Source organism: Agromyces sp. NDB4Y10 (assembly GCF_001620055.1).
In the GTDB taxonomy this organism is placed as follows: Bacteria; Actinomycetota; Actinomycetes; order Actinomycetales; family Microbacteriaceae; genus Agromyces; species Agromyces indicus.
This window is the reverse complement of the sequence record NZ_LQGY01000014.1, coordinates 49,392-72,545: the sequence shown is the minus strand read 5'-3', so window position 1 is coordinate 72,545 and position 23,154 is coordinate 49,392. Positions and strand designations below refer to the sequence as shown.

At 72.7% G+C, this 23,154-nt stretch carries 18 protein-coding genes and 1 pseudogene; 6 read left to right on the top strand and 13 right to left on the bottom strand.

Annotated features, from left to right (window positions below; all coding sequences use genetic code 11):
• Positions 1-2: 2 nt before the first annotated feature.
• The 9 genes from AVP42_RS16375 to AVP42_RS03280 all read right to left on the bottom strand — a co-directional run bounded on the left by AVP42_RS16375 (position 3) and on the right by AVP42_RS03280 (position 10,007).
• Positions 3-305 carry a hypothetical protein gene (locus AVP42_RS16375; RefSeq protein WP_067946093.1) on the bottom strand — a complete coding sequence of 101 codons (303 nt, stop codon included), beginning with the start codon at positions 303-305 and terminating at the stop codon, positions 3-5.
• A 160-nt stretch (positions 306-465) separates the two neighbouring features.
• Positions 466-885: a DUF6098 family protein gene (locus AVP42_RS03315; protein ID WP_067946092.1), complete on the bottom strand. Its 420-nt coding sequence runs from the start codon at positions 883-885 to the stop codon at positions 466-468.
• Between the two features lie 140 nt (positions 886-1,025).
• Positions 1,026-1,826 (bottom strand): alpha/beta fold hydrolase, encoded by an 801-nt coding sequence (locus tag AVP42_RS03310; RefSeq protein ID WP_067946090.1) that lies wholly within the window; start codon positions 1,824-1,826, stop codon positions 1,026-1,028.
• Between the two features lie 19 nt (positions 1,827-1,845).
• A complete protein-coding gene (locus tag AVP42_RS03305) occupies positions 1,846-3,201 on the bottom strand; it encodes a class I SAM-dependent methyltransferase (RefSeq protein WP_067946088.1) in 1,356 nt (451 codons plus the stop codon).
• Complete coding sequence (locus AVP42_RS03300) at positions 3,198-4,577, bottom strand: FAD-binding oxidoreductase (protein ID WP_067946086.1); 1,380 nt, start codon at positions 4,575-4,577, stop codon at positions 3,198-3,200. The genes AVP42_RS03305 and AVP42_RS03300 overlap by 4 nt, the downstream gene beginning before the upstream one ends.
• Before the next feature lie 55 nt (positions 4,578-4,632).
• Complete coding sequence (locus AVP42_RS03295) at positions 4,633-5,538, bottom strand: potassium channel family protein (protein WP_067946084.1); 906 nt, start codon at positions 5,536-5,538, stop codon at positions 4,633-4,635.
• Positions 5,539-5,568: 30 nt separating this feature from the next.
• A complete protein-coding gene (locus AVP42_RS03290) occupies positions 5,569-6,909 on the bottom strand; it encodes a serine hydrolase (RefSeq protein ID WP_231878525.1) in 1,341 nt (446 codons plus the stop codon).
• 34 nt (positions 6,910-6,943) lie between these two features.
• Positions 6,944-7,462, bottom strand: coding sequence for a bifunctional nuclease family protein (locus tag AVP42_RS03285; RefSeq protein ID WP_067946080.1), 519 nt, complete (start codon positions 7,460-7,462; stop codon positions 6,944-6,946).
• Positions 7,463-7,565: 103 nt separating this feature from the next.
• Positions 7,566-10,007 carry a M14 family metallopeptidase gene (locus AVP42_RS03280; protein WP_067946078.1) on the bottom strand — a complete coding sequence of 814 codons (2,442 nt, stop codon included), beginning with the start codon at positions 10,005-10,007 and terminating at the stop codon, positions 7,566-7,568.
• Between the two features lie 481 nt (positions 10,008-10,488).
• Here AVP42_RS03280 and AVP42_RS03275 point away from each other — a divergent pair, with 481 nt between their 5' ends.
• Both AVP42_RS03275 and AVP42_RS03270 read left to right on the top strand, forming a co-directional pair.
• Positions 10,489-11,208: an IclR family transcriptional regulator gene (locus AVP42_RS03275; RefSeq protein WP_067946076.1), complete on the top strand. Its 720-nt coding sequence runs from the start codon at positions 10,489-10,491 to the stop codon at positions 11,206-11,208.
• A gap of 82 nt (positions 11,209-11,290) precedes the next feature.
• On the top strand, positions 11,291-13,681 hold the full coding sequence (locus AVP42_RS03270) for a glycoside hydrolase family 65 protein (RefSeq protein WP_157356697.1): 2,391 nt from the start codon (positions 11,291-11,293) through the stop codon (positions 13,679-13,681).
• Between the two features lie 6 nt (positions 13,682-13,687).
• On the opposite strand, the gene AVP42_RS03265 is transcribed toward AVP42_RS03270, so the two are convergent.
• On the bottom strand, positions 13,688-15,601 hold the full coding sequence (locus tag AVP42_RS03265; protein ID WP_067946074.1) for an FAD-binding monooxygenase: 1,914 nt from the start codon (positions 15,599-15,601) through the stop codon (positions 13,688-13,690).
• Between the two features lie 165 nt (positions 15,602-15,766).
• Between AVP42_RS03265 and AVP42_RS03260 the strand changes: the two genes are divergently transcribed.
• Genes AVP42_RS03260 through AVP42_RS03250 form a run of 3 tightly spaced genes read left to right on the top strand, consistent with a single transcriptional unit; the run spans position 15,767 to position 17,460 of the window.
• Complete coding sequence (locus AVP42_RS03260) at positions 15,767-15,949, top strand: hypothetical protein (RefSeq protein WP_067946072.1); 183 nt, start codon at positions 15,767-15,769, stop codon at positions 15,947-15,949.
• A 38-nt stretch (positions 15,950-15,987) separates the two neighbouring features.
• Positions 15,988-16,683 (top strand): YdeI family protein, encoded by a 696-nt coding sequence (locus AVP42_RS03255; RefSeq protein WP_067946070.1) that lies wholly within the window; start codon positions 15,988-15,990, stop codon positions 16,681-16,683.
• A 27-nt stretch (positions 16,684-16,710) separates the two neighbouring features.
• Positions 16,711-17,460, top strand: coding sequence for a sulfite exporter TauE/SafE family protein (locus tag AVP42_RS03250; RefSeq protein WP_067946477.1), 750 nt, complete (start codon positions 16,711-16,713; stop codon positions 17,458-17,460).
• Between the two features lie 24 nt (positions 17,461-17,484).
• Here the strand turns inward: AVP42_RS03250 and AVP42_RS17040 are convergent.
• The 3 genes and pseudogenes from AVP42_RS17040 to AVP42_RS03240 form a co-directional block, all read right to left on the bottom strand.
• Positions 17,485-17,928: pseudogene (locus tag AVP42_RS17040) on the bottom strand (YdeI/OmpD-associated family protein); the annotation flags it as partial.
• Positions 17,918-19,033: a glycoside hydrolase family 5 protein gene (locus AVP42_RS03245; protein ID WP_067946068.1), complete on the bottom strand. Its 1,116-nt coding sequence runs from the start codon at positions 19,031-19,033 to the stop codon at positions 17,918-17,920. The pseudogene AVP42_RS17040 and the gene AVP42_RS03245, both read right to left, overlap by 11 nt.
• A gap of 156 nt (positions 19,034-19,189) precedes the next feature.
• Entirely contained in the window at positions 19,190-21,955 is a 2,766-nt protein-coding gene (locus tag AVP42_RS03240) for a helix-turn-helix transcriptional regulator (protein ID WP_231878539.1), read from the bottom strand.
• 208 nt (positions 21,956-22,163) lie between these two features.
• Here AVP42_RS03240 and AVP42_RS03235 point away from each other — a divergent pair, with 208 nt between their 5' ends.
• On the top strand, positions 22,164-23,153 hold the full coding sequence (locus AVP42_RS03235; protein WP_067946063.1) for an alpha/beta hydrolase: 990 nt from the start codon (positions 22,164-22,166) through the stop codon (positions 23,151-23,153).
• Position 23,154 lies beyond the last annotated feature (1 nt).

Genomic DNA, 23,154 nt, shown 5'->3' with positions numbered 1-23,154 from the left:
CGCTAGGCGGGCACCGACTCCGCGGCGTCGGGCGCAGCGACGAGGTGCGCCGGGTCGTCGGCCAGGCGCAGGCCGAGGTTGCTGTTCGCGGCGATCATCATGCGCTCGGCGCGGCGGCGGTCGATCGAGGTGTCGGCGCCGGGCGTGTGCCGGGCGACGATGGTGGCGTTCGGGTGCAGCCAGGCCTGGGCGGGGCTGCCGGCGGGGTCGGTCCAGGAGACGAGCATGGGCTCGTTGCGGCGGAGCTTGGCGAAGACGACGAGGGCGACGTGCGCGAGGAGCTCGTCATCCAGCTCGATGCGCATCCAGCCATCGACCGCGAGGGCCGGGTCGGTTGACGGTCGGGCGTGTGCTTCGTGTTGTCGCATCGGCCCCACGGTTGCAGTGCCGCCGCGGGGCGGCAAGCGCATACCGGTGTTTCACAGGCGCTGCACCCGGGCTTCGGTGGCGATGAAGGGTGCACGCTTACGATTCGTCGTCGCCGGGGCCGCGGCCGGCGTCGAACCGCTCCCGGTATCGCCGCGTCGCCTCCTCGAGCAGGTCGTCCGACAGGCGTGCGACAGGTCGGAACGGGCGGATGAGCGGCTCGCAGTCCGGCCCGCGTCCGACGACGGGTCCGGCGAGCACCCAGGCGAAGCGTGCGGGCTCCTTCCGCCGGAGGTGCTCGTACTGGCACACCTGCCGCGCGAGCCAGTCCTCGACGGGCCGGGTCCACCACGATTCCGGGCGCAGCGGGTTGGCCGACAGTCCGGGCAGTTCGAGTCCGCTCTCGGTGTCGAGGCTGCCGCTGGACCGGTCGTCGTCCGGACCCTCGGAGTAGCGCACGTACAGCTCCTCATCGGCGATGGCCTCGCCGAGCTCGCGCAGCGTCGTGATCTCCCGCATGGCCCCTCCCTCGTCGCGACCTCCGGCCCGTCGGATGCGTCCCGTCCCGGGATCATGCCCACGCGGTGCACGCCGGCGGAAGGGTGTTGACTTCCGGTGTCCGCTTCTGCGCGAGGCGGTGCCGGCGGTCGGGTGCGTGATCAGGAGCCCTGCGTGAAGAAGTCCACCGCCGCCTGCCGGAACACCCGCGAACCCGGCGCGTTGAAGTGGTGCCGGCCGGGCAGCTCGACGAAGGTGCCGTCGGGCGTGGCATCCGCCAACTGCCGCGACTGCGCGAGGATCGCGTCATCGCTGCCCGTCGCGAACAGGATCGGCTGGCGGGGCGGGTTCGCGGGATCGGGGTCGGCGTCGCCCAGGCGCATGCCCTCGGCGAGCGCGACGAGCGCATTCAGGTCGTTGCCCGGCACGCGTTCGGCGAGGGTGACGTAGTTCCGCGTGACCGGATCGTCGACGGGCGTGCGGTCCGCGGCGTACGCCCTCGCCTGCTCGATCTGCATGCGTGCGAGCGGGCGACCGTCGGGGATGCCGCCGAGGACGGCCCGTTCGACGTGGTCGGGCGCCTGCACGGCGACCTGCCATCCCACGCGCGCGCCGAGGGAGTACCCGGCGTAGCGGACGGTATCGAGCAGGTAGGTGTCGAGCACCGTCAGGAGGTCGTCGACGAGCGCGTCCATCCCGTACGCGTTGGCCTCGTGGGGCTTGTCGCTCTGTCCGTGGCCGCGCTGGTCCACCCCGAGGACGCGGAAGCCGGCGCGCGTGAGGTCGCGCACCCATCCCGTGTTCACCCAGTTGTCGCGGCAGCTGGAGGCGAACCCGTGCACGCACAGCACCGTGGGTGCGTCCTCGTCGCCCCAGAGGTAGGTCGCGATGCGGCGCCCCTCCCCCGACATCACGAACTGCGGCGACGGCATCTCCGTCAGGGCGGGCAGTGGGGCATCCATGCGCCCATTCTGCCGGTCGCTACGGCGTCCACCACGGCCGGAGCGGCAGGTCGCCGACACCGCCGTCGTCGTGGGGACGCACGGCCAGCACCTGGTGCAGCTGGATGCCGCCCTGCTCGAACGCGAGCCGCGACCCGGCCATGTACAGTCCCCAGATCTTCGCGGTCGGCAGGCCCACCTCGGCGACGGCCTCGTCCCAGTGCGCCACCAGGTTCGCGCACCAGTCGCGCAGGGTCAGCGCGTAGTGCGGGCGCAGGTTCTCCTCGTGCAGCACCTCTAAGCCGGCATCCTGTGCGGCGCTGATGATGCGGCCCGAGCCGGTGAGCTCGCCGTCGGGGAAGACGTAGCGGTCGATGAACCCGTGGGCGGCGGGGTCGGTGCGGTTCTCCGGGCGGGTGATGCAGTGGTTGAGCAGCATCCCGCCGGGGCGGAGGCGCGAGCGCAGGAACTCGAAATAGGAGGGGTAGTTGCGCACGCCGATGTGCTCGAGCAGCCCGATCGAGGACACCGCGTCGAAGCCGGACTCCGCGACGTCGCGGTAGTCGGCGAACCGCACCTCGGCGAGGTCGTCGAGGCCCTCGTCGGCGATCGCCCGTCGGGCCCACGCCGCCTGCTGCTCGGAGAGGGTGACACCCACGGCCCGGACGCCGCGACGGGCGGCGTAGCGCACCATCCCGCCCCAGCCGCAGCCGACGTCCAGGAGCCGGTCGCCCGGCGACAGGCGCAGCTTGTCGAACACGAGCCGGTACTTGTTCTCCTGCGCCTCGTCGAGGGTGGCGTCCGGCCGCGGGTAGCACGCGCACGTGTACGTCATCGACGGGCCGAGCACCCACTCGTAGAAGGTGTTCGAGACGTCGTAGTGGTGGTGGATGGCCTCGGCGTCGCGCGCCTTGCTGTGCCGGAGCCCGGCGGCGACGCGGCGCCAGCGGGGTCGCGCCTCCTGCGGCGGCGGCGCGATCGGCCGGAGGTGCCGCACGCCGACCGAACGCACGAGCTTCGCCATCATCGGCGGGGATGGCCGGGTGAACACGAGGTCGTCGGCGAGGGCCCGGAGCAGCTCGTACGGATCGCCCGGGTGGACGCCGTGCGCCTCGAGGTCGCCGGCGATGTAGGCGCGGGCGAGCCCGAGGTCGCCGCGTCCGGTCGCGAGGTAGGTGGTGCCGCGCGGCGAGACGAGGTCGAGTCGGAACCGGGCGTCGGCCGGGCCGGCGGAACTGCCGTCGTAGGCGGTGAAGCGGATGGGCAGCCTGCCGCCCGCCAGGGTCTCGAGGATGCCGGCGAGCGTGAGCCGGCCGTCGTGCGCCGGCGCCGCGGCATCCGTCGCCGTCGCCCGGTCTCGCTGCGTCGTCGCCGCGTCGTCCTTGAACGAGGTCATCGTCGTTGCACCGCCTTCGCGTAGAGGTCGAGGAGCCGTGAGTCGGGGTCGTACCGTCGCTTCACCGCCCGGTAGGCGGTCCCGCCGTAGAGCCGGTCGAACTCGTCGGGCGGGTAGTAGGCGTCGGAGTAGAGCGACTTGTGCCCGTCGAGCGCGGCGACCTCGCGTTCGATGCGCCGGTTCGCCTCGCCCTCGGTCGCGCCGACCGGCACGGTCGACCAGAAGCCGACGTTGACGTAGGTGCGGCGCGGCTCCAGCGGGTACAGCGGCCAGCCTTCGTCGTCGCGCAGGCGCAGCGGGCACAGCCAGATCGGCGCGATGGGCACGTTCGCGAGGAACCAGTCGAGGAACTCGGCGGTGCGCTCGATCGGCACCTCGATGTCCTGGATCACGCGTTCGCGCGGCGGGCGACCCTTGAGCCGTTCGAGCCGGTTGCCGAGGTCGTAGCGGCGCTCGAGCCGCATGAGCGTCGCGTACGAGCGGCTGCGGCGGTACCGCCGCGGCCAGACGCGGCGAACGAGCGGATGCTGCGCGCCGAACGCCGCCGAGCACCAGAACCAGTCGGCATCCCAGCGCCACAGGTAGTCGTGCGTCGTGAGGCGGTCGTGCGCGGCGCCCTCGTCGTGCCGGATGGAGCGGTAGTAGATGCGTTGCCCGGTGTAGTCGCTGACGGGTCCGGATGCCGCGGTGCGGACGCCGAGGCAGAGGTACCCCTCGTCGGCGCCGAAGACCACGCCGTCGAGGTAGTCGACGGGCGCACCGTCGTGGCGGCCGGTCGCGACGATGGCGTCCATCGCCGCGACGAGTTCGGGCAGCGAGTGGAATCGGAGGTGGGTGAGCGCGACGAACGGCTCGACCGGCTCCAGCTCGATGCGGAGCCGCACGGCGTACCCGAGCGTGCCGTACGAGTTGGGGAACGCGCGGAACAGGTCGGCGTGCTCGTGCGGCGACGCGGTGACGAGTTCGCCGGCGCCGGTGAGGACGTCGAGGTCGAGGACGGATTCGTGCGGCAACCCGTTGCGGAACGAGGTCGACTCGATGCCGAGTCCGGTGACGGCGCCGCCGAGGGTGATGGTCTTCAGCTGCGGCACCACGAGCGGCGCGAGGCCGTGGGGCAGGGTGGCGGCGACGAGGTCCTCGTAGGTGCACATGCCCTGGACGTCGGCGGTGCGCGCATCGGGGTCGACCGCGATGACGCCCGTCAGGCCCGACGTGTCGAGCCCCGCGGCATCCGTTCGCACGCGTGACCGGAAGAGGTTCGACGTGCGCTTGGCGAGCCGGACCGGGGCCCCCGGCGGGATGGCCCGCGCGCTCCGCAGCAGGCGCTCGACACCCTCGGCGTGAGCGGCCCGAGCGTCGATCGCCGGAGCGGACACGTTCTCACGCTAGTCCGACCCGTGCCACAGCGCACCCGTCGGCGCGCGGTCGGGGTCAGTCGGACGCGCGTTCGGTCGACTCGTCGATCTCGACGGGTCGCTGGCGGTGCTGCCGGGCGTACTCGCGGAGGATCTCGTCGGTGCCCTCGACGCGCAGCGTGAAGCGGTTGCGGACGAGGTCGGCGAAGTCGTCGATGGCCTCCTCGAGCATCTGCCCGCTGTTGCGCACGGTGCGATCGGAGGATCGCCGCGCCACGCGCGCGAGGTGCAGGCCGTACGGCAGTTGCGCGGCGAGCGAGGTCTCGGGCTCCTCCTCGGTGAAGTAGTAGGTCTCCGCGTTCTGCCAGAGGTCGACGCGGGCCTGCGCGAGCGCGACGGTGATCGAGTCGAGCACGCCGCTCGAGCTCGCCGACTCCATGTCGAGCAGGTGGCCCGACGTGTCGGCGCGTCCCATGAGCGCGAGGCGCAGGGCGAGGGCCCGCCGGCGGCCGAGGCCGGGGTAGAGCTCGAGGAACCACGCGACCGCCGCGGTGAGCAGCGCGAAGCCGATCAGGGCCTGGAGCGGGGAGAACACGCGGAGCCACGGCTCGATCGGGTAGACGTCGCCGAGGCCGAGGGTCGACATGCTGACCACGGAGAAGTAGAACGCCTCGACGATCGCCGGGTAGTCCTCGGGGCGGATGTCGCTGCCGTACGAGAACCCGTCCGGCACGAACGGCAGGTACACGAGCGACCAGCCGATGAGCTGGAGGGCCGCCCAGCTGCCGATCACCGCGACCGCGGCGAGCGGGCCCGCGAGGCTGCGGCCCCGCCGGCCCATCCGCGACGACAGGTTCCAGGTGGTGCTCGCCGCGAAGTGCGAGAGACGACCCCGGCCCGTGGGATGCAGCAGCGTGTGGAAGACCTCGTTGAGCCCGAGCGCGATGAGGACGACGCCCGCGACCACCCAGAGCCATTCCACCCCGCCATCGTACGTGGCGGGTCAGGCGCGTCAGCCGAGTGCCGCGATGGCCTCCTCGACGAGCGCGACGACCGACGGGTCGTCGTCGGCCTCGGGCGTGAAGCCGAGCCGCACGACGACGAGCTGCTCCGACGGGACGATGATCATCTTCTGCCCGTCGTGTCCGCTGGCGTAGTACGTGTCCTCGGGGAGCTCGGGCCAGCGCGCTTCACCGAACAGCACCTCGTTGCCCCGCCAGCTCGCGCCGAGCCCCGGGTCGTCGGTCTCCTCCACCTCGTCGACCTCGAGGCTCTGAGCCATCCACCCCTCGGGCAGCATCCGCTCGCCGTTCCACTCGCCGCCCTGCAGCGCGAACTGCCCGATCGCGGCCCAGTCGCGCGGCGTCGCCCACAGGTACGACGAGCACACGGGCGTGCCCGCGGCATCCGGTTCGAGCACCGCCGAGGTCAGGCCGAGCGGCCCCAGCAGCACCTGCCGCGGCAGGTCGGCGCCGAGACCGGTGCGCTCGGCGAGCACCGAGCAGAGCAGGTTGGTGTTGCCGCTCGAGTACTGCTGCACGGTGCCGGGTTCGTGCGCGAGCGGTTGCCCGGCGACGTACCGCCCCATGTCGGGCTCGAGGTAGAGCATGCGCGTGATGGGCGTGCCGAGGTCGTAGGTCTCGTCCCACTCCAGTCCGCTGGTCTGCCGCAGCAGCTGGTCGATGGTGATGTCGGCGCGTTCGTCGGTCCACTCCGGCCGCAGCCCGTCGTCGTCGAGCGACACGACGCCCTGCTCGACGAGCACGCCCGTGAGGAGGTTCGCGACGCTCTTCGACATCGACCAGCCGAGCTGCGGGGTGTCGGCGTCGAACCCGTCGGCGTAGCGCTCGGCGACGAGCTCGCCGTCCTTCACGATGACGACCGCGCGCGTGCCGAGCGCCGCCGCCACGTCGTCGGGCAGGTCGTCGCCGAACGCACGGGCGACGGCCTCGTCGAGGGCCGGGTCGGCGTCGGGCGCCGGCGCGTCGGTGAACGGGTTGGCACCGGGCTCGATGACGGATGCCGCGCCGAGCTCCGGCCGCTCGTCGGCCAGCGTGCACCCGAACCCCTCGGCGTACCAGGCGCGCTGCGTGGCGATGGCGCCCGGCAGGGCGCCCGTCGTCGGGTCACCGGCGCCGTCGACCCGCAGGTACGGGACGAGCGGGTTCGACGGCAGGTCGGAGGCGGGGTCGTCGCGCCCCGCGAGCTCGGTCACGGCGCATGCGTTGTGCGCGGCGTAGCCGGTGCCCGTGAGGAGGATGGGCTGCTGCCAGAGGGAGACGCCCGTGAAGGCGACGATCAGCACGAGGGCGAGGACGGCGACGACGGCGACCGTACGGCGGAGGATGCGCACGCTGGATCGTAACAGCGGCCGCGGGCCCCGCCCGTCAGCCCTGGAAGTCCTCCGGATCGACGTCCTCGAGGAACTTCTTGAACTCCTCGAGCTTCTCCTCGGCCGACTCCTCGGACTCCTCCTCGTCGGAGCGCGACTCGACCATCTCGGCGGGGATGCCGGCCTGCTCGAGCACCTCGTCGGCCACGAACAGCGGCGCGTCGGTGCGCGAGGCGAGCGCGACGGAGTCGGACGGCCTCGCGTCGATCACGTACGGCCCGGTCGGGGTCATGATCGTCAGCTCGGCGTAGAACGTGCCGTCCTCGATGCGCGTGACGTCCACGCGCTCGATGTTCGAGCCGACCGCCTCGAGCAGCAGCTTCATCAGGTCGTGCGACAGCGGCCGTGGGGCCTGCTCGCCCTGCACGGCGATGAGGATCGACGTGGCCTCCTGCGCGCCGATCCAGATCGGGAGCACGCGGCCGCGGCCCTCGTCCTCGCCGAGCGGCTTCAGCAGGATGATGTGCTGGCCGGACTGGTCGAGCGCGACCCCGAGGACCCGGACCTGGACCATGACGCCTCCCGTCGGACGATGGGCGTGGTCCTCCATCGTAGGCACAGGCCGCGGCCGCGGCATCCGTTCGCCGGATGCCGCGGCCGCAGCTCTCATCGACGGATCACTGGGGGGCGGTGACCGTCAGCTTGTTGTGGTTGTTGGACTTGCCGTCGGGACGGTAGTTCTTCTCGACGTTGCCGGCGGAGTCGACGGAGAACCAGTGGATCTTCGTGCCGACCGGGACGGTGATGGTCTCGCCGCCCTCGCGGATCCCGGCGCTCGCGTAGAGCGTCGAGTCGTAGGTGGGCTTCGAGCCGTCGAGCGTGTAGAACACCGATGCCGCCTCGGTCGCGTTGAACTTCACGTCGACCATGCCCGCCTGCGCGCTCTTCGACACCGCGACGGTGCTCTCGGGGCGCTGCTTGTCACGGTCGAAGTCGTACGCGACCCGGAACAGCTCCATGAGTCCGTTGGCGTACTCCTGCGACTCCGCGTGCGCCGAGGCGCCGTTGGGGTTCGCATTGGAGAACGGCGGCTGGAAGGTGGTGCCGACCTCGAAGTTCCACGCGTAGATCCCGTACTTGTACCAGAGCATGTCACCGGAGTTGCCGGCCGCCGAGTACAGCACGTCCGAGATCGGGCCGGTGCGGGCCGGCGTCACCGACATGCCGCGGTAGCGCTTGATCTCGGTGAGGATCCGCGACGAGCTGCCCCAGAAGTAGCCCTCCTGCTCGAGCGTCGGGCGCGGTGCCGAGATGCGACCCGGGGTGATGTACGCACCCGGCGACCACATGAAGTAGTTGCCCGAGCTGTGCAGGTTCATCGCGAACCTGATGTTCTCGTTGTTCGCGGCGATCCAGTCGATGTTGGCGCTCTCCGGCTCGCTCAGCTCACTCGGCCCGGCGTAGGTGTCGCTCGTGCACGCGGTCGATGCGCCGTTGTACCCGTCGAACAGGCTGTACGTGTCGTAGTTGCGGTTGTTGTCGACACCCCAGGTGTTGCGGGCCAGGAAGTCGGCGTTGCCGGTGATCGGGCAGTGATTGGTCATGTTCCGTCGCTGCGAGTTGAAGTCGTAGAACGAGTAGTGACCGCCGTCGGGGTTGACCGACGGCACGATCCAGATGTCGAGGTTGTTCACCAGCTGCTTCGTCCTGCCGTCGAGCTCGTAGTTGCGCAGGAGTCGCTCGGCGGCCTCGATGGTGACCAGCGGCGGCACCCACTCGCGTGCGTGCTCCTGGGCGTAGGCGAGCACGCCCGGCTTCGAGCCGTCGCGCACCTTGCCGATGCGGATCGCGTAGACGGTCTGCGGGTCGCGCGAGACGGAGGCGGGCGCGTTGAGCCCGTCGCTGAGCGCGGTGAACCCGGCCGCTGCCACGACCCCCGTGCCGGCGCTGCCGCGGTAGGTGTAGGCCGAGACCAGGGCGGATGCCGCGGGGTTCGCGTTGATCGCCGCGACCACCTGGGCGGCAGTGCTCGTCAGCGCACCGGCGCCGTTCGTGGCGAGCGACACGGTGATGTCGTTGCCCGAGACGCCGACCGACAGCGGCGAGTTCGCCGCCCCGGGGTTGAGGGCGCGGACGCGGATGGCGTTGCCGCCCTCGTGGCCCCAGGCCTTGGAGTCGATGCCGACGCGGCTGGCGTTGGCGCTGCCGAGCACGGCCTGCGCCAGGCGGCGGTAGCCGTTCGTCTGCTTCGGCAGCTCGACGATCTCCGAGATCTGCGGGAACTCGGCCGCGAGCGCGTGGATGCGGTCGTAGAGCTCGGTCGGGGTGAGGTACGAGGTGATGAAGTCCGACTGGTAGTCGGGGCTGACCTCGGGCTCGCCCTCGATCGGCAGCCAGTCGGTCACCTTGGCGGTGGCGACGTCGCCGGTCGGGCTCGTGATCTGGACGGTGTCGGGCCGGGTCTGCACAACGGCCGCGCCGCGGTGGTACAGGTAGACGCTCGCGTCGACGAAGCGGGTGATGCTCTGGGTTCCGCCGGAGCCCATGGCCGTGCCGGGGCCGCTGTCGCGCTGGACGGTGAGGGCGTTGGTGGCCGTCTGGCCGTTGGCCCACTTGGCCTCGACGTTGAGGTACCCGACGCCGAACGAGGTGTAGTAGTCGGCGCGGATGATCTTGACGTCCGACACGGTGGCGGCTTCGGCGGCCTCGGCGAATGCCGCGTTCTCCTCGGCGGCGGCGGTCCGCATGGCGTCGCGCTCGGCGAGGACGGCCTCGGTGTCGTCCTCGTCGTGGACGGTCTTGCCGACCGTGAAGCCGCGCGCCCGCAGGCCCTCCGCCTCGCCCTCGCTGATGACCGCGTGCGCCGTGATGGTGCCGTCGGGGTTCAGGTGCGCCGCGTGGTCGAGGTCGACGCCCAGGTCGACGAGCCGGTCGAGTTCGGTCTGGTCGGGGAGGACCACCTCGACGACGCCGACCTCTTCGTGGGCGTCGTGGGTGAGTTCCGGCAGTTGCTCCGTGCCGGCAGCGGGGCTGATCGGCGTCATGCCGGTCAGCAGCAGCCCGGCGAGCGCGGCTGCCGCCGCCGTCCCGCCGAGCGCTCGTCGTGTCACCGTGTGCATCAAGCGTTCCCTTTCGTGGGTGGTGCTTCATCAATTGCGGTGGTGCATTCGGTTCGGACGGCAGGCGCCTCCCGCAGCCGCGGAAAGCGATACCCGGGCACCGTGGCTTCTGTCTAGCCCACGCGCGCTTCGTGCGTCAACAGTGGGTTCGAATCGCGAAATCAGCGCGAAACGTGCACGCGGCGCACATTCTCGTCGCAGGACGCGCGGTCGACGCCGTGCGGCCGCGTGCGGCATGGACACTTGGCTCCGCGGATCGTGGAAGCGTTTCCGGAGGCCGCCCTCCGCCGCCGGGCGGTGACTCCGCGCAGCGACGCCGCATGCCGCCCGGCGCATGCGGGGCGGTTCGAGCCGCCCCGCGGGGTCCGTCCGGTGCCCGGCGTGCCGAACGTCCCACGTCTCGATGTTCTAAAGTCGAACGCAACGTTCGACTGCCGAGCGCCGTCGAACGCGGTCCACTCCCCCGATCCGAGGAGATCCGATGCCCGCCGCCGACGAGGGCAGCACCGCCGCCCCGCACTCGCAGACGCTCTCGCGCGGCATCCGCATCCTCGAGATCCTCGCCGACGCACGCGAGCCGCTCTCGATCGATGAACTCGCCCAGCGCCTCGGCGTCCACCGATCCGTCGCGTACCGGCTCCTGCGCACCCTCGAGCACCACCGCCTGACGGTGCGTGACCCGCGCGGGCGCATCGCGCTCGGCGCGCGACTCGCGGCGCTCGCCGCGGGCGTCGCCCACGACCTGCAGGCGGAGGCCCTGCCCGAGCTCACGAGCGCCGCGAACGAACTGGCGATGACCTGCTTCCTCGCCGTCCTCGACGCCGACGAGATCGTGACCCTCACGAGCGTCGAGCCCCGGCACGCGGTCGCGTCGGTCGCCCAGCGGCCGGGCACGCGGCATCCGATGGGCATCGGCGCGCCCGGCAAGGCGATCCTCGCCCAGCTGCCTCCGGGCGAGGTGCCCGAGCCGACGGATGCCGCACGGCGGGCGGAGCTCGACGAGGTCCGCCGACGCGGCTGGGCGATCAGCCATGACGAGGTGATCCCCGGCGTGCGCTCGACCGCCGTCCCGCTCCGGCTCCCGAACGGGCAGCCGGCCGCCATCGCGGTCGTCTACGTCTCCAGTCCCCACCCGGATGCCGAGATCGCCGAGCGGCTGACGGCCGCGTCGACGTCCATCCGCGAGGCGCTCGGCGGCTGACGGCGGCCGGTGGAACCGTGCGAGCGCTGGGGATCCGACGCGCCGCCGGGCCGGGGCGCGGCATCGCGACTAGGTTGTCGCCGTGAGCGACGACCGACACGATCCCGACCGCCGCCCCCTGCGCTTCGACGACGACCCGTGGGGCCTCGGCCTCCAGGGCGTGGACGCCGACCGACTGCCCCACCGGGAGTCCGTGTTCGCCCTGTCGAACGGCTGCATCGGCTGGCGCGGCGTCCTCGACGAGGGCGAGCCGGTGGGCATCGCCGGATGCTACGCGAACGGCGTCTTCGAGACGCATCCGATGCCGTACTCCGAGCCCGCCTACGGGTACCCCTCCGAAGGGCAGAGCATCGTCAACGTGCCCGACGGACAGCTGATCCGGCTCCTCGTCGACGGCGAGCCGTTCGACGTCCGGACCGGCGTGCTGGAACGCCACGAGCAGCGGCTCGACTTCCGCGCGGGCACGTTGCACCGCGAGGTCGACTGGGTCTCGCCGTCGGGGTCACGGGTGCGCGTGACGTCGACGCGCCTGGTCTCCTACGATCGCCCGTCGGTCGTGGCCGTCCGGTACTCGGTCGAGGCCGCGGACGCCGCGGTGGAGGTGACCGTGCAGTCGGAGCTCATGGCGAACGTGCCGGTGCCCGACGGCACCCACCCGGACGAGCGCATCCAGCGGATGCTCGAGCGACCGCTCGCACCCGTCGGCGACCACGTCCTCGGCACGGCCGCCACGCTCGTCCATCGGCTGCGCCGACGCCGCCTGCGCGTCGCTGCGGCCATGGACCACCTCGTCGACGCGCCCGGCGGGGCGCGCGTCGACACCGAGACGTCGCCGGACCTCGCCCGCACGACCGTCGGCGTCCGGCTCGGGCCGGGCGAACGGCTGCAGCTGGTGAAGGCCGTGGCCTACGAGTGGGCGGACGATGCCACGGCCGGCGGGCTGCGCGACCGGGCCGACTCCGAGGTGGCCGAAGCGCTCCGCGAGGGCTGGGACGCCCTCGCCGACGCGCAGCGCCGCCGCCTCGATCGGTTCTGGCACGCCGCCGACGTGGTCGTCGAGGGCGAGCCCCGGCTCCAGCAGGCGGTGCGGTTCGCGCTGTTCCAGGTGTTCCAGTCCGCGGTCCGCCTCGACGGGCGGTCGGTGCCGGGCAAGGGGCTCACGGGCGCGGGCTACCAGGGCCACACGTTCTGGGACTTCGAGGGGTTCGTGCTGCCGGTGCTCACCTCGACCCTTCCCGAGTCGGCCCGCGAGGCGCTGCGATGGCGGCATGCGACGCTCGACCTCGCGCGCGAACGCGCCCGGGAGCTGCACCTGGCCGGTGCGGCGTTCCCCTGGCGCACGCTGGACGGTACGGAGAGCTCGGGCTACTGGCCCGCGAGCACGATCGGGTGGCACCTGCAGGCGGCGATCGCCGCCGCGGTCATCCACTTCCACCGGGGCACGCGGGACGAGGCGTTCCTGCGCGAGTGCGGCGCGGAACTCCTCATCGAGACGGCACGGGTCTGGATGTCCCTCGCCCGTCGTGACGAGGACGGCGGCGTGCACTTCGACGGCGTGACGGGGCCCGACGAGTACAGCGCGATGGTCGACGACAACGCGTACACGAACCTCATGGCCGCGCAGAACCTGCGCGCCGCGGCATCCGCTGCTCGGAGCGTGCCGGACGTCGCCGAGCGGCTGGGCGCCGGCGCCGACGAGGTCGACGGATGGCGCGACGCCGCGGCCCGGATCGTCGTGCCGTACGACGAGCGCCGAGGCGTGCACCAGCAGGCGGCGGGGTTCACCGAGTACGCCCGCTGGGATTTCGAGGGCACCCCGGCCGAGCACTACCCGCTGCACGACCACTACCCGTACTTCTCGCTCTACCGGAGCCAGGTCGTCAAGCAGGCCGACCTCGTGCTCGCGCTGTACTTCGCGTACGACGCCTTCACGCCCGAGGAGACCGAGCGGGCCTTCCGCTACTCCGAGGCCATCACGGTGCGCGACTCGTCGCTGTCGGCCTGCATCCAGGCGGTCATCGCCGCGCAGGTCGGGCAGCTCGAACTCGCGGCCGACTACCTCGCGGAGGCCGCGACGCTCGACCTCGACGACGTGCAGGGCGATACCGAGGACGGCGTGCACCTCGCCTCGCTCGCCGGCATCTGGACGGCGCTCGTCGCGGGCTTCGGCGGGTTCCGCGACAGCGAGACCGAGGTGCGGTTCGCTCCGCGGCTGCCGCCGCAGCTCACGCGCCTGGCGTTCGGCATCCGGTTCTGCGGCCGGGTCCTCCGCGTCGACGCGTCGACGGATGCCACGACCTACACCCTCGTCGAGGGCGAGCCCGTGACGGTGCGCCACTTCGACGAGGCGGTCGAGCTCGAGTCGCACCGGCCGACGACCCGCGCGACCCCGCCCCTGCCGGACCCGGGCCCGCGACCCACGCAGCCGAAGGGCCGCGCACCGCGACCCTTCGGCGAGGCGTTCGGCCGATGACGACCGTCAGGCGGTCGCGGGCTGGCGCTCGCCCGACCGGAGGATCGGCGCGAAGAACGCCGCCAGCTCGGCTGTCGCGGTGAGCGGAAGCACGTGCGACACGTACTGGTCGGGTCGCACCACGACGATCGCCCCGGCGCGGTCGATGCCGCGCACCTCGAAGATGTCGTCGGCGGGGTCGGCCGCGTACACCTTCTCGTAGTCGACGAGGCCGAACGGGCCGACGTGCGGCAGGAACACCGACGGCACGCTGCCGAGGTCGACCTCGGTGTGCGGCTGCTGGGTGACGAGCTTCACGTCGAACCACGCGTCGCGGTCGAGGCCCTCGGGCGTCGCGGCGAGGGGCGACTCGGGCGAGGCGGCGAGCCAGTCCGCGAGCTCCGCGGCCGCCGACCCGCCGCCGACGGGGGCGGCGTCGGCGAAGACGTAGATGCGCCAGCGCCCGTCGGCCGTGGCGTGGTGGCCGAGGTGGACGGGGTTGCCGTCGCACACGCGCGTCACGGGCGCCGACTTGAACCGCTTGCCCACGGGGAACCCGGTCGCGAGGTCCTGGTGGGCGGCCTCGCCGACGATGAGCGACGGCGTGTACTGGGTCATGAAGCCCGCGGGGAACTCGTGGGTCTGCACGTAGAAGTCCTCGAGCTCGGAGGGACTCGCGAACTCCTCGGGCTTCTTCGCCATCATCGTCGACCACTGCTTGTCGAAGTCGATGAGGTTCTGCGCGACGACCTGGCGCTCGGCCGAGTACGTCGCGAGCAGGCTCTCGGGGCTGCGGCCCTCGAGCACGTGGCCGAGCTTCCACGCGAGGTTCCAGCCGTCCTGCATGGACACGTTCATGCCCTGGCCGGCCTTCGCGCTGTGCGTGTGGCAGGCGTCGCCGGCGATGAACACGCGCGGGGTGCGGGTGCCCGCGGCATCCGTCGGCACGTCGTCGAACCGGTCGGTGAGCCGGTGGCCCACCTCGTAGACGCTGTGCCACGCCACGTTCTTCACGTCGAGCGTGTACGGGTGCAGGATCGCGTTGGCCTTGGCGATGACCTGGTCGAGCGTGGTCTGGCGCACCCTGCCGGCGTCGTCGGGCGCGACCTCGCCGAGATCGACGTACATGCGGAACAGGTGCCCGCCCTCGCGCGGGATGAGCAGGATGTTGCCCGCCTCGGACTGGATCGAGCACTTGGTGCGGATGTCGGGGAAGTCGGTCACCGCGAGGGCGTCCATGACGCCCCAGGCGTGGTTGGCCCTGTCGCCCTTCATGGTGCAGCCGATCGCGGCGCGGACTCGGCTGTGGGCGCCGTCCGCACCGAGCACGTACTTGGCCCGGACGACGCGCTGCTGCCCCTCCCGCTCGCCCGAGGTGTGCGCGAGGGTGACCGCCACCGGGTACTCGGCGCCCTCGGACTCGTCGGCGATCTCGAGCCCGACGAACTCGTAGCCGTAGTCGGGCACCGATCGGGTGGGACCGTTCGCGGCGACTTCGGCGAAGTAGTCGAGCACGCGGGCCTGGTTGACGATGAGGTGCGGGAACTCGCTGATGCCCGTGGGGTCGTCGGCCGGACGCGCGGTGCGGACGATCTTCGACGGGTCGGCGGGGTCGGGCTTCCAGAAGCACATCTCGGTGATCCGGTAGGCCTCGGCGATGATGCGCTCGGCGAACCCGAAGGCCTGGAAGGTCTCGACGCTGCGCGCCTGGATGCCGTCGGCCTGCCCGATCGCGAGTCGCCCGGGACGGCGCTCGACCATGCGGGTCACGACGTTCGGGAACTGCGCGAGCTGCGCGGCGGCGATCATGCCCGCCGGGCCGGAGCCGACGATGAGCACGTCGACCTCGTCGGGCAGCTCGGCGGGGCGGTCGAGGCCGACTCCCGCGGCGGGCTTCACCCGGGGGTCGCCCGAGACGTATCCGTGGTGGTGGAACTGCACGGGTGCTCCTTCACATCGTTGTGGTCGCTGCGCTTCGCGGGGTGTTCGATAATCGAACGCGCCATTCACATATCGCTCAGTCGATGGTAAACGGATGTCGCGACCGCGGCAACCTGCGAGAATCGGAAGTCCAGCCCAGCCGCCTCTCGACCGAAGGACCACGCGATGACGCTGTACCGCCCGAGCTCCCCCGAACGGCAGGACCAGCAGCCGCGGGGCCACGAGTCGAAGGTCTCCCTCTTCGGCGCCGCGCTCATGCTCGGCATCGCCCTCGTCGTCATCGGCACCGGCGCCATCCTGAGCTTCGCCGCGGTCGCGCTCGGCGGAACGGCGCTCGAGCTGCCCTGACCCCGACGCCCGTCGGTGGCGGGTGGCAGACTCGCCGCATGGGCGGGAACGCGACGATCGGCACGCCGGGCGGCACGCCCGAGCGCCCGGCGCTGTTCTTCTCCGGGCCGGAGGAATTCCGCGCCTGGCTCGAGGCGAACCACGAGACCGAGACCGAGCTCTGGATGGGGCTCTACAAGAAGCACGTGCCCGACCGCGGCCTGACCTGGGAGCAGGCGGTGCCCGAGGCGCTGTGCTTCGGGTGGATCGACTCCGTCTCCCAGCGCATCGACGACGACGCCCGCCGCCAGCGCTGGACCCCGCGCAAGTCGGCGAGCATCTGGTCGGCTGTGAACATCGCGCTCGTCGAGCAGCTGACGGCCGAGGGCCGCATGCGACCGGCCGGCATCGCCGCGTTCGAGCGTCGCCGCGACGACCGGTCCGCCGTCTACTCCCACGAGAACCCCGAGCAGGCCCTCCCGCCCGAGTACGCCTCACGGCTCGAAGCGGATGCCGCGGCATCCGCCTTCTGGGACGCGGCGACCCCGACGTACCGGCGCCAGGCCGTGCACTGGGTGCTGACCGCCAAGCAGGAGGCGACCCGCGAACGCCGCCTCGCCCAGCTCATCGACGACAGCGCGGCGGGACGGCTCGCGCCGCCGTTCCGCTTCGGCGAGACCCCGAAGTGGGCGGTGCGAGCGGCCGAGGCGGCGCGGGCCGCGGGCGGCCCTGCCGCGTCATCCGACGGCAGCTGACCCTGCCGCCGTGCGAAGGTGGGCTCCGTGCCCGACTTCACCGCGCTCGACTGGCTGCTCCTCGCGATCGCCGCGTGCGCCGTCGGCCTCTCGAAGAGCGGCATCCCGGCATTCGGCCCGGTGCCCACGGCGCTGTTCGCCACCGTGCTGCCGGCGCGGGCGTCGACCGGCGCGGTGCTCGGCCTGCTCCTCGTCGGCGACCTCATCGCCGTGCGCATGTACCACGCGCACGCCGACTGGCGGATCCTCCGCCGACTCGTCCCGTCCGTCCTCGTGGGCGTGCTCCTCGGCGTGGTCGTGCTGTGGCACGCCGACGACACCGCGGTCCGCCGCATCATCGGCGCGATCCTCCTGCTGCTCGTGGCGCTCAGCCTCGTGCTCATGGCGCGCCGCCGCCGCGGCGACGGGGAGCTGCGACCCGTCCCGCCCGGGCTCGCCCACGTCTTCGGCCCCTTGGGCGGTCTGACCACCATGGTCGCCAACGCCGCAGGTCCGGTGATGTCCCTCTACTTCGTCACCTCGCGGCTGCCCGTGCAGGCCGTCCTCGGCACGGCGGCCTGGTTCTTCCTCGTCGTCAACGCCGTCAAGGTGCCGTTCTCGATCGGGCTCGGGCTCATGACCGCCGAATCGCTCGTGCTCGACCTGGTGCTCGTGCCCGCGCTCGTCGTGGGCGCGCTGCTCGGATGGCGTCTCGCGCGCCGCATCCCGGTCGCGTGGTTCGAGCGGATCGTGCTCGTGCTCACGTTCGCTTCGGGCGCGTACCTGCTGGTCGCCTGATCGGCCGCGGCCGGCGAGCTCGTCGACGAGGGCCGCGATCCGCCGGGCGCGGGTCTCGGGGCGGGCAGCCGACTCGACCGGGTACAGCCGCCGCCGTCGGTCCGCGGGCGGCAGCCCCTCCCACCGTTGGAGCACGCCCGCGTCGGCGAGGCGTTCGGCGACGTCCTCCGGCAGCAGCACGTCCTCCTCGTGCGCGGGACGGAGGCGGCACTCGACCACCGCGCCGGCGTCGGCCCCGATGCGGCGCAGCAGCGAGCGACCGGCCCACAGGAAGGGTCCGTCGACGACGGGCGCCCTGGTGATGGCGAGGTTGACGTCGGCGCCGTCGATGGTGCCCTCGACGCGGCGGGTGCCCGCCTCGCGGGCGGCGTCGGCGAGCACCGCGGGGATCCGGATCACCGTGTACGTGCTGCGTCCCCACTGCACGGGCTCGATGAGGGCCTCGAAGGCCGACTCCTCACGCGGCATCCGCTGCCCCACCGTCGGCGCCGGGCCGGCGCGGGAAGTAGCCCGCCTCGGTCGCGCGGAGGAAGTCCCACACGTCGAGCTCGGGCGTGTCGACGTGCATGCGCCAGCTCCAGTACGTCCACGCGGTCGCGGGCGCGAATGCGGCGAGGTGGGCCTCGGCGAGGGTGCGGTTGTACCGGCGCCGTTCCTCGGCGCCCATCTCGGCGAGCGCCGCCTGCTTGGTGTCGAGGCACCACTCCCCCACGATCACGGGGAACCGACGGGTCGCCTCGGCGAGGGGGTCGCCGAACGTCGTCGCGATGTACTCGAGATACCCGTCGAGGTCGCGCTGGCCGGCCATCATGACGTACAGGTGCGTGTCGACGGCGAAGTCGTCGAATCCTTCGCCGTCGAACCAGTCGAGCCACTCGCGCATGCGGAAGCCGTCGTGGAAGACGACCCGGGCGCCGGGGGCCGCCGCGCGGATGCGGTGGTACGCGTCGCGGTAGAACGACTGGAGGAACACGGTCGGCACGCCCTCCGATCCGGCGGCCCGCTCGGGGTCGACCGCCGGGTAGCGCTTCGGCACGTCGAGCAGCGCCCACAGCTCGGGCGAGATCGGCTCGTTCAGCACTTCGATGCCCCACAGTCCCGGCCGGTCGCCGTAGCGTGCGGCCAGCCGCTCGAGCACCGTCAGCGCGAACTCGACGTGCTCGGGGTGCTGGTGGAAGCGGCACACGCCGCAGATCCCGCCGTTGTCGAATCCGTTCTGGCTCTCGGGCACGGTGTGCAGGTCGAGCAGGATGCGGATGCCGTACCGCTCGGCCCAGTCGAAGGCGCGGTCGACGTACTCGATGCAGCCGACGAAGGGCGGCACGTCGCCGAAGACGAAGTACGGCACGGGCAGCCGGACGAGCTGCACGCCGCGGCCGGCGAGGTAGGCGAAGTCGCGTCCGGTGATCCACGTGTCGCGGTGCACCGTGAACCGCTCGCGCCGCGCGGTCTCGTCGAGGGCGTGGGTGAGGTGCCACTCGTCCTCGGCGTCGGTGCCCGCGAACAGCTCGGGCGCCATCCACTTCTCGAGGACGAGCCAGTTGCCGAGGTTCACGCCGGTCAGCTCGGTCATGTCGATCCCTTCTGCACGGATGTCTCGATGCGCTCCTGCCGCACCCGCGGCAGGGCGTCGTGCGGGGCCTCGCCTTCCGGATGCCGGTGGTCGGGTGACGCTGCTCCGACGGTACGTTCGCGGCGCGGCGCGGCGCATCACGCGATCGCGTAGTCGTCAGCGGTCGGATGCCGCCGCCCGGTGCTCCGCGTCGGCGTCGCGTTCGGCGAGCGCGAGGTGCAGCCGGGCGCGCGAGGAGATGCCGAGCTTCCGGAACGCCTTGCGCAGGTGGTAGTCGACCGTGCTCGCGCTGAGGTGCAGGCGCGTGGCGATGGCGGCGTTCGACAGGCCCTCGCTCGCGAGCCGGGCCACCGCGATCTCCTGCTGCGAGAGCTCGCCGGACTCCGTCGCCGAGGCCGACGCGCTGCCGATCGCGGCGATCTCGGCGCTGGCGCGCCGGGCGAACGCGCGGGCCCCCATCTCGGTGAACACCGCGAGCGCGCGGTCGAGGTGCATCCGGGCGTCGCCGCGGCGGCGCTGCCGGCGCAGCCATTCCCCGTAGAGCAGGTGGGCACGGGCCTGTTCGCCGCGGAGGCCCGTGCGGGCCAGATGGTCGAGCGCGTCGACGTGGAGGCGCTCGGCCTCCTCGGGCTCGGCCGCGAGGAGGGCCGCCGAGCGGGCGTGGACGCCGCGCGCCCAGTCCGTGCCCGCGGCATCCGTCGACACGCGCAGGCGTCGCAGGGCGTCCTCGGCCGCCGCGCGGTCGCCGCCGCGGGCCCCGGCTTCGACGGCTTCGACGAGCCCCCACGTCGCGTAGACGATCACGAGCGGGTACCGCGCCGCCGCGATCGCGTGCGGCAGCGCCTCGTCGTACCGCATGCCGCCGACGGCATGCAGCGCTCGCGCCCAGTGCACGAGGGGTTGCACCATGCCCTCGCCGCGCTGCCGGCCGTCCTCCAGCGCCGCGTCGAGGAGCTCGACGCCGTCGGGTTCACCCTCCCAGGCGGCGATGGCGCCGACGCCGTACGCGGCGCGCGGGATGGCGATCGAGTCCCAGATCTCGAGCGCCTCGTCGGCGAGAACCCGCGCGTGCGCGCCACGCCCCCGGAAGAGCTCGAGGGACACGCCCGTGGTGATGGTCGCGGCGACCGCGGTCAGGGCGCCCGCGGACCGCGCGGTGGCGACGCCCTCGTCGATGAAGTCGGCCCAGCGGCGGTCGTCCCAGCCGATGGCGGCGAGGCGGCTGGCGATCCAGAGCCAGCGTGCGCGGAGGCCCGGTTCCTCCGCGGCATCCGAGAACTCGCGCAGGTGCCGACGGAGCGCGGGCAGCGACTCGGTGGGCTCGGCGACGGCGAGGTCGCGCATCACCTCGAGCAGGCGATCGATCGTCCGCTCGCCGTCGACCGCGGCCGGCGGGGCGTCGCGCGTGCGCTCGGCGGTCGAGCGGATGTCTCGACCGTCCTCGCCGGACGCCGCGAGCGTGGCCGCCGAGAGCGCGTCGAGATAGGCCTCCCGCGCGGCGGCGGGGTCGTCTGCGGCGAGGGTCTCCGCCGCGGAGAGGAACAGGTCGACGGGTCGTTCGCTCCGCTCGAGCGTGAAGAGCAGCCGGCCCCGGACCACGTCGAGGCGGGCCCGGTCGGCGGGGTCCTCGGCATCCGCCCGTGCCTCCCGGAGCATGCGCAGCGCGCGCGGCTGGGCTCCGGCGAGTTCGAGCGCGGTCGCGCCTGCGACGGCGCAGCGCAGCCGGGTCGCGGGCGACTCGGCGACGTGCATGGCCCGCTCGTAGAACGCGGCCGCAGCGAGGAAGCCGCCGCGCGCACCGGCACGACCGGCGGACTGCTCGAGCGCGGACGCGACCGATTCCGACAGTCCGAACGTGCCGAGCGCCTGATGCCAGGCCCGACGGTCGGGGTCGCGCTGCCGGTCCGTGGCCTCGGCGAGGGCCGCGTGCGCGTGTCGCAGCTCCTCGGCGGTGGCGCGGCCGTAGGCCGCCGAACGCACGAGCGGATGCTCGAACGTCAGCCGCTGCCCGACACGCACGAGCCCCACTGCCTCCGCTTCCGCGAGGTCGTCGATCGAGCAGCCGACGACGGTCGCGGCCCGGGCGATCAGCCGGGGATCGCCGGTCGGGTCCGCGGCCGCCAGGAGCAGCACGCGCGCCGCGTGCCCGGGGAGCCGGGCGATCCGCGACGCGAAGGCGCGCTCCAGCCGGTTGACCATCGGCACCGCGACGCCGTCCGAGCCGAGCGGCAGGGGAGCTCCGTGCAGGAGGCTCGCCTTGATGCCCTCGCGGATCATCAGCGGGTTGCCGCCCGACTCGGCGAGGACGCGCGAGACGACCTCCTCGTCGAGCGGGCCGCCGGCGACCGAGCGCAGCAGCGCCCTCGCGTCGGCCTCGTCGAGTCCGCCGACGACGAGGGCCGGGATGCCGTCGACGCCCTCGACGTCGAGGCCCGCGCGCTTCGCGAAGAGCACCGCCACCGGCATCCGCTCGAGCCGTCGGGCGACGAAGCCCAGCACCTGCACGCTCGATGCGTCGAGCCAATGCACGTCGTCGACCGCGCACAGCACGGGGCTGTCGCGCGCCGCCTCGGTCAGGAGCCCGAGCACGGCCATGCCGAGGAGGAACGGCCGCGGCGCCGGCAGGTCGGCGTGCCCGAGCGCGACGCGGATCGCCTGCGCCTGCGGCTCGGGGAGCCGGTCCGTGGCATCCGGGATCGCGCTCAGCACCTGCTGCAGCCCGGCGAACGGCAGCTCGCGCTCGGCCTGCACGCCGGTGGCGGTCGCGATGCGGAAGCCCGACGCCGCCGCGACACCGTGGTCGAGCAGGGCGGTCTTGCCGATGCCGGGGTCGCCCGTGATGACGAGCGCCCCGCCGGCACCGTCGCGGGTGCGGGCCACCAGCGCGTCGAGGGCGGATCGCTCGCGGGCGCGGCCGAGCATGCGCACCACCCCCGGGAGCCTCGTCCGTGCGGCCCGGCCGATGCGATCCGGGCCTTGGGCAGAAGACTACGCATTCCCGGGATTCGCCGACACCCTCGGCTCCCTACCGTGGGCGGTGAGGCATCGGCCGTCGGGAACCGGGGAGGAACCATGCCGATCGACACGCTGCCGCCGGTCGCGGCGACCCGATCCGGAAGCTGAGTCCACCGTGCACCGCTGGACACCGGACGTGCTCGGGCCGCCGTACGAGCGGCTCGAGCTCGAGCTGGCCCCAGACGCCGAGGGTCCGGTGGTCGCCACGCTCGTCCGCCGGGTGCGCGACGAGGTGATCGACGGTCCGGGGCGGTTCGACGTGCTGTACGTGCACGGCTGGTCGGACTACTTCTTCCAGCGGGAGCTCGCCGAGTACTGGGTCCGTCGCGGCGGTCGCTTCCACGCCCTCGACCTGCGCAAGTACGGGCGCAGCCTCCGGCCGCACCAGACGCCGGGATACGTCGAGGACCTGTCCGTGTACGACGAGGAGATCGACGCGGCGATCGAGGTGATCCGCACGCGCGCCGTCGAACCGCTCGTGCTCATGGGCCACTCCACCGGCGGACTGACGTTGAGCCTCTGGACCTCGCGGCATCCGGAGGTCGCGGACGGGCTCGTGCTGAACGCGCCGTGGCTGGAGTTCCAGACGCGGGCCGTCGGTCGCGCGCTGCTCGAGCCGGTCGTGCAGGTCGGCGCCGCGGTCCACCCCCTCGCGCCGTTCCCCGAGGTCGACCTCGGCTTCTACAGCCGCACCGTCTCCGCGGACCTCGGCGGCGAGTGGACGTACGAGCGCGAATGGCGACCGGAGCACGGGTTCCGCACGAATCGCGGATGGCTCAACGCGGTGCTGCGTGGCCATGCGACCGTGGCCAAGGGCCTCGGCATCCGCATTCCCATCCTCGTGCTGCTCTCCGCGCGCAGCATGCTGCAGCCGATCTGGTCCGAGCAGATGCGGTTCGCCGACACCGCGATCGACGTGGGCGGCGTCGCCCGGCGTGCCGCCGACCTCGGGTTGGACGTCTCGATCCGCCGCATCGAGGGCGCGCTGCACGACGTGACCCTGTCGTCGGCGCCGGTGCGCGCGGCGGTGTGGGAGTCGCTCGACCGGTGGTTGCCCGCGGTGGTGCGCACCGCATCGCCGGCGAGCTCGGGCGTCACGGGCTAGC

Bases quoted from the DNA above. Each gene is read 5' to 3' on its own strand.
- AVP42_RS03315 (WP_067946092.1), bottom strand. From the start codon at position 885: ATGCGGGAGATCACGACGCTGCGCGAGCTCGGCGAGGCCATCGCCGAT.
- AVP42_RS03260 (WP_067946072.1), top strand. From the start codon at position 15,767: ATGACGCTGTACCGCCCGAGCTCCCCCGAACGGCAGGACCAGCAGCCG.
- AVP42_RS03280 (WP_067946078.1), bottom strand. From the start codon at position 10,007: ATGCACACGGTGACACGACGAGCGCTCGGCGGGACGGCGGCGGCAGCC.
- AVP42_RS16375 (WP_067946093.1), bottom strand. From the start codon at position 305: ATGCGCATCGAGCTGGATGACGAGCTCCTCGCGCACGTCGCCCTCGTC.
- AVP42_RS03285 (WP_067946080.1), bottom strand. From the start codon at position 7,462: ATGGTCCAGGTCCGGGTCCTCGGGGTCGCGCTCGACCAGTCCGGCCAG.
- AVP42_RS03240 (WP_231878539.1), bottom strand. From the start codon at position 21,955: ATGCTCGGCCGCGCCCGCGAGCGATCCGCCCTCGACGCGCTGGTGGCC.
- AVP42_RS03275 (WP_067946076.1), top strand. From the start codon at position 10,489: ATGCCCGCCGCCGACGAGGGCAGCACCGCCGCCCCGCACTCGCAGACG.
- AVP42_RS03245 (WP_067946068.1), bottom strand. From the start codon at position 19,033: ATGACCGAGCTGACCGGCGTGAACCTCGGCAACTGGCTCGTCCTCGAG.
- AVP42_RS03305 (WP_067946088.1), bottom strand. From the start codon at position 3,201: ATGACCTCGTTCAAGGACGACGCGGCGACGACGCAGCGAGACCGGGCG.
- AVP42_RS03310 (WP_067946090.1), bottom strand. From the start codon at position 1,826: ATGGATGCCCCACTGCCCGCCCTGACGGAGATGCCGTCGCCGCAGTTC.
- AVP42_RS03255 (WP_067946070.1), top strand. From the start codon at position 15,988: ATGGGCGGGAACGCGACGATCGGCACGCCGGGCGGCACGCCCGAGCGC.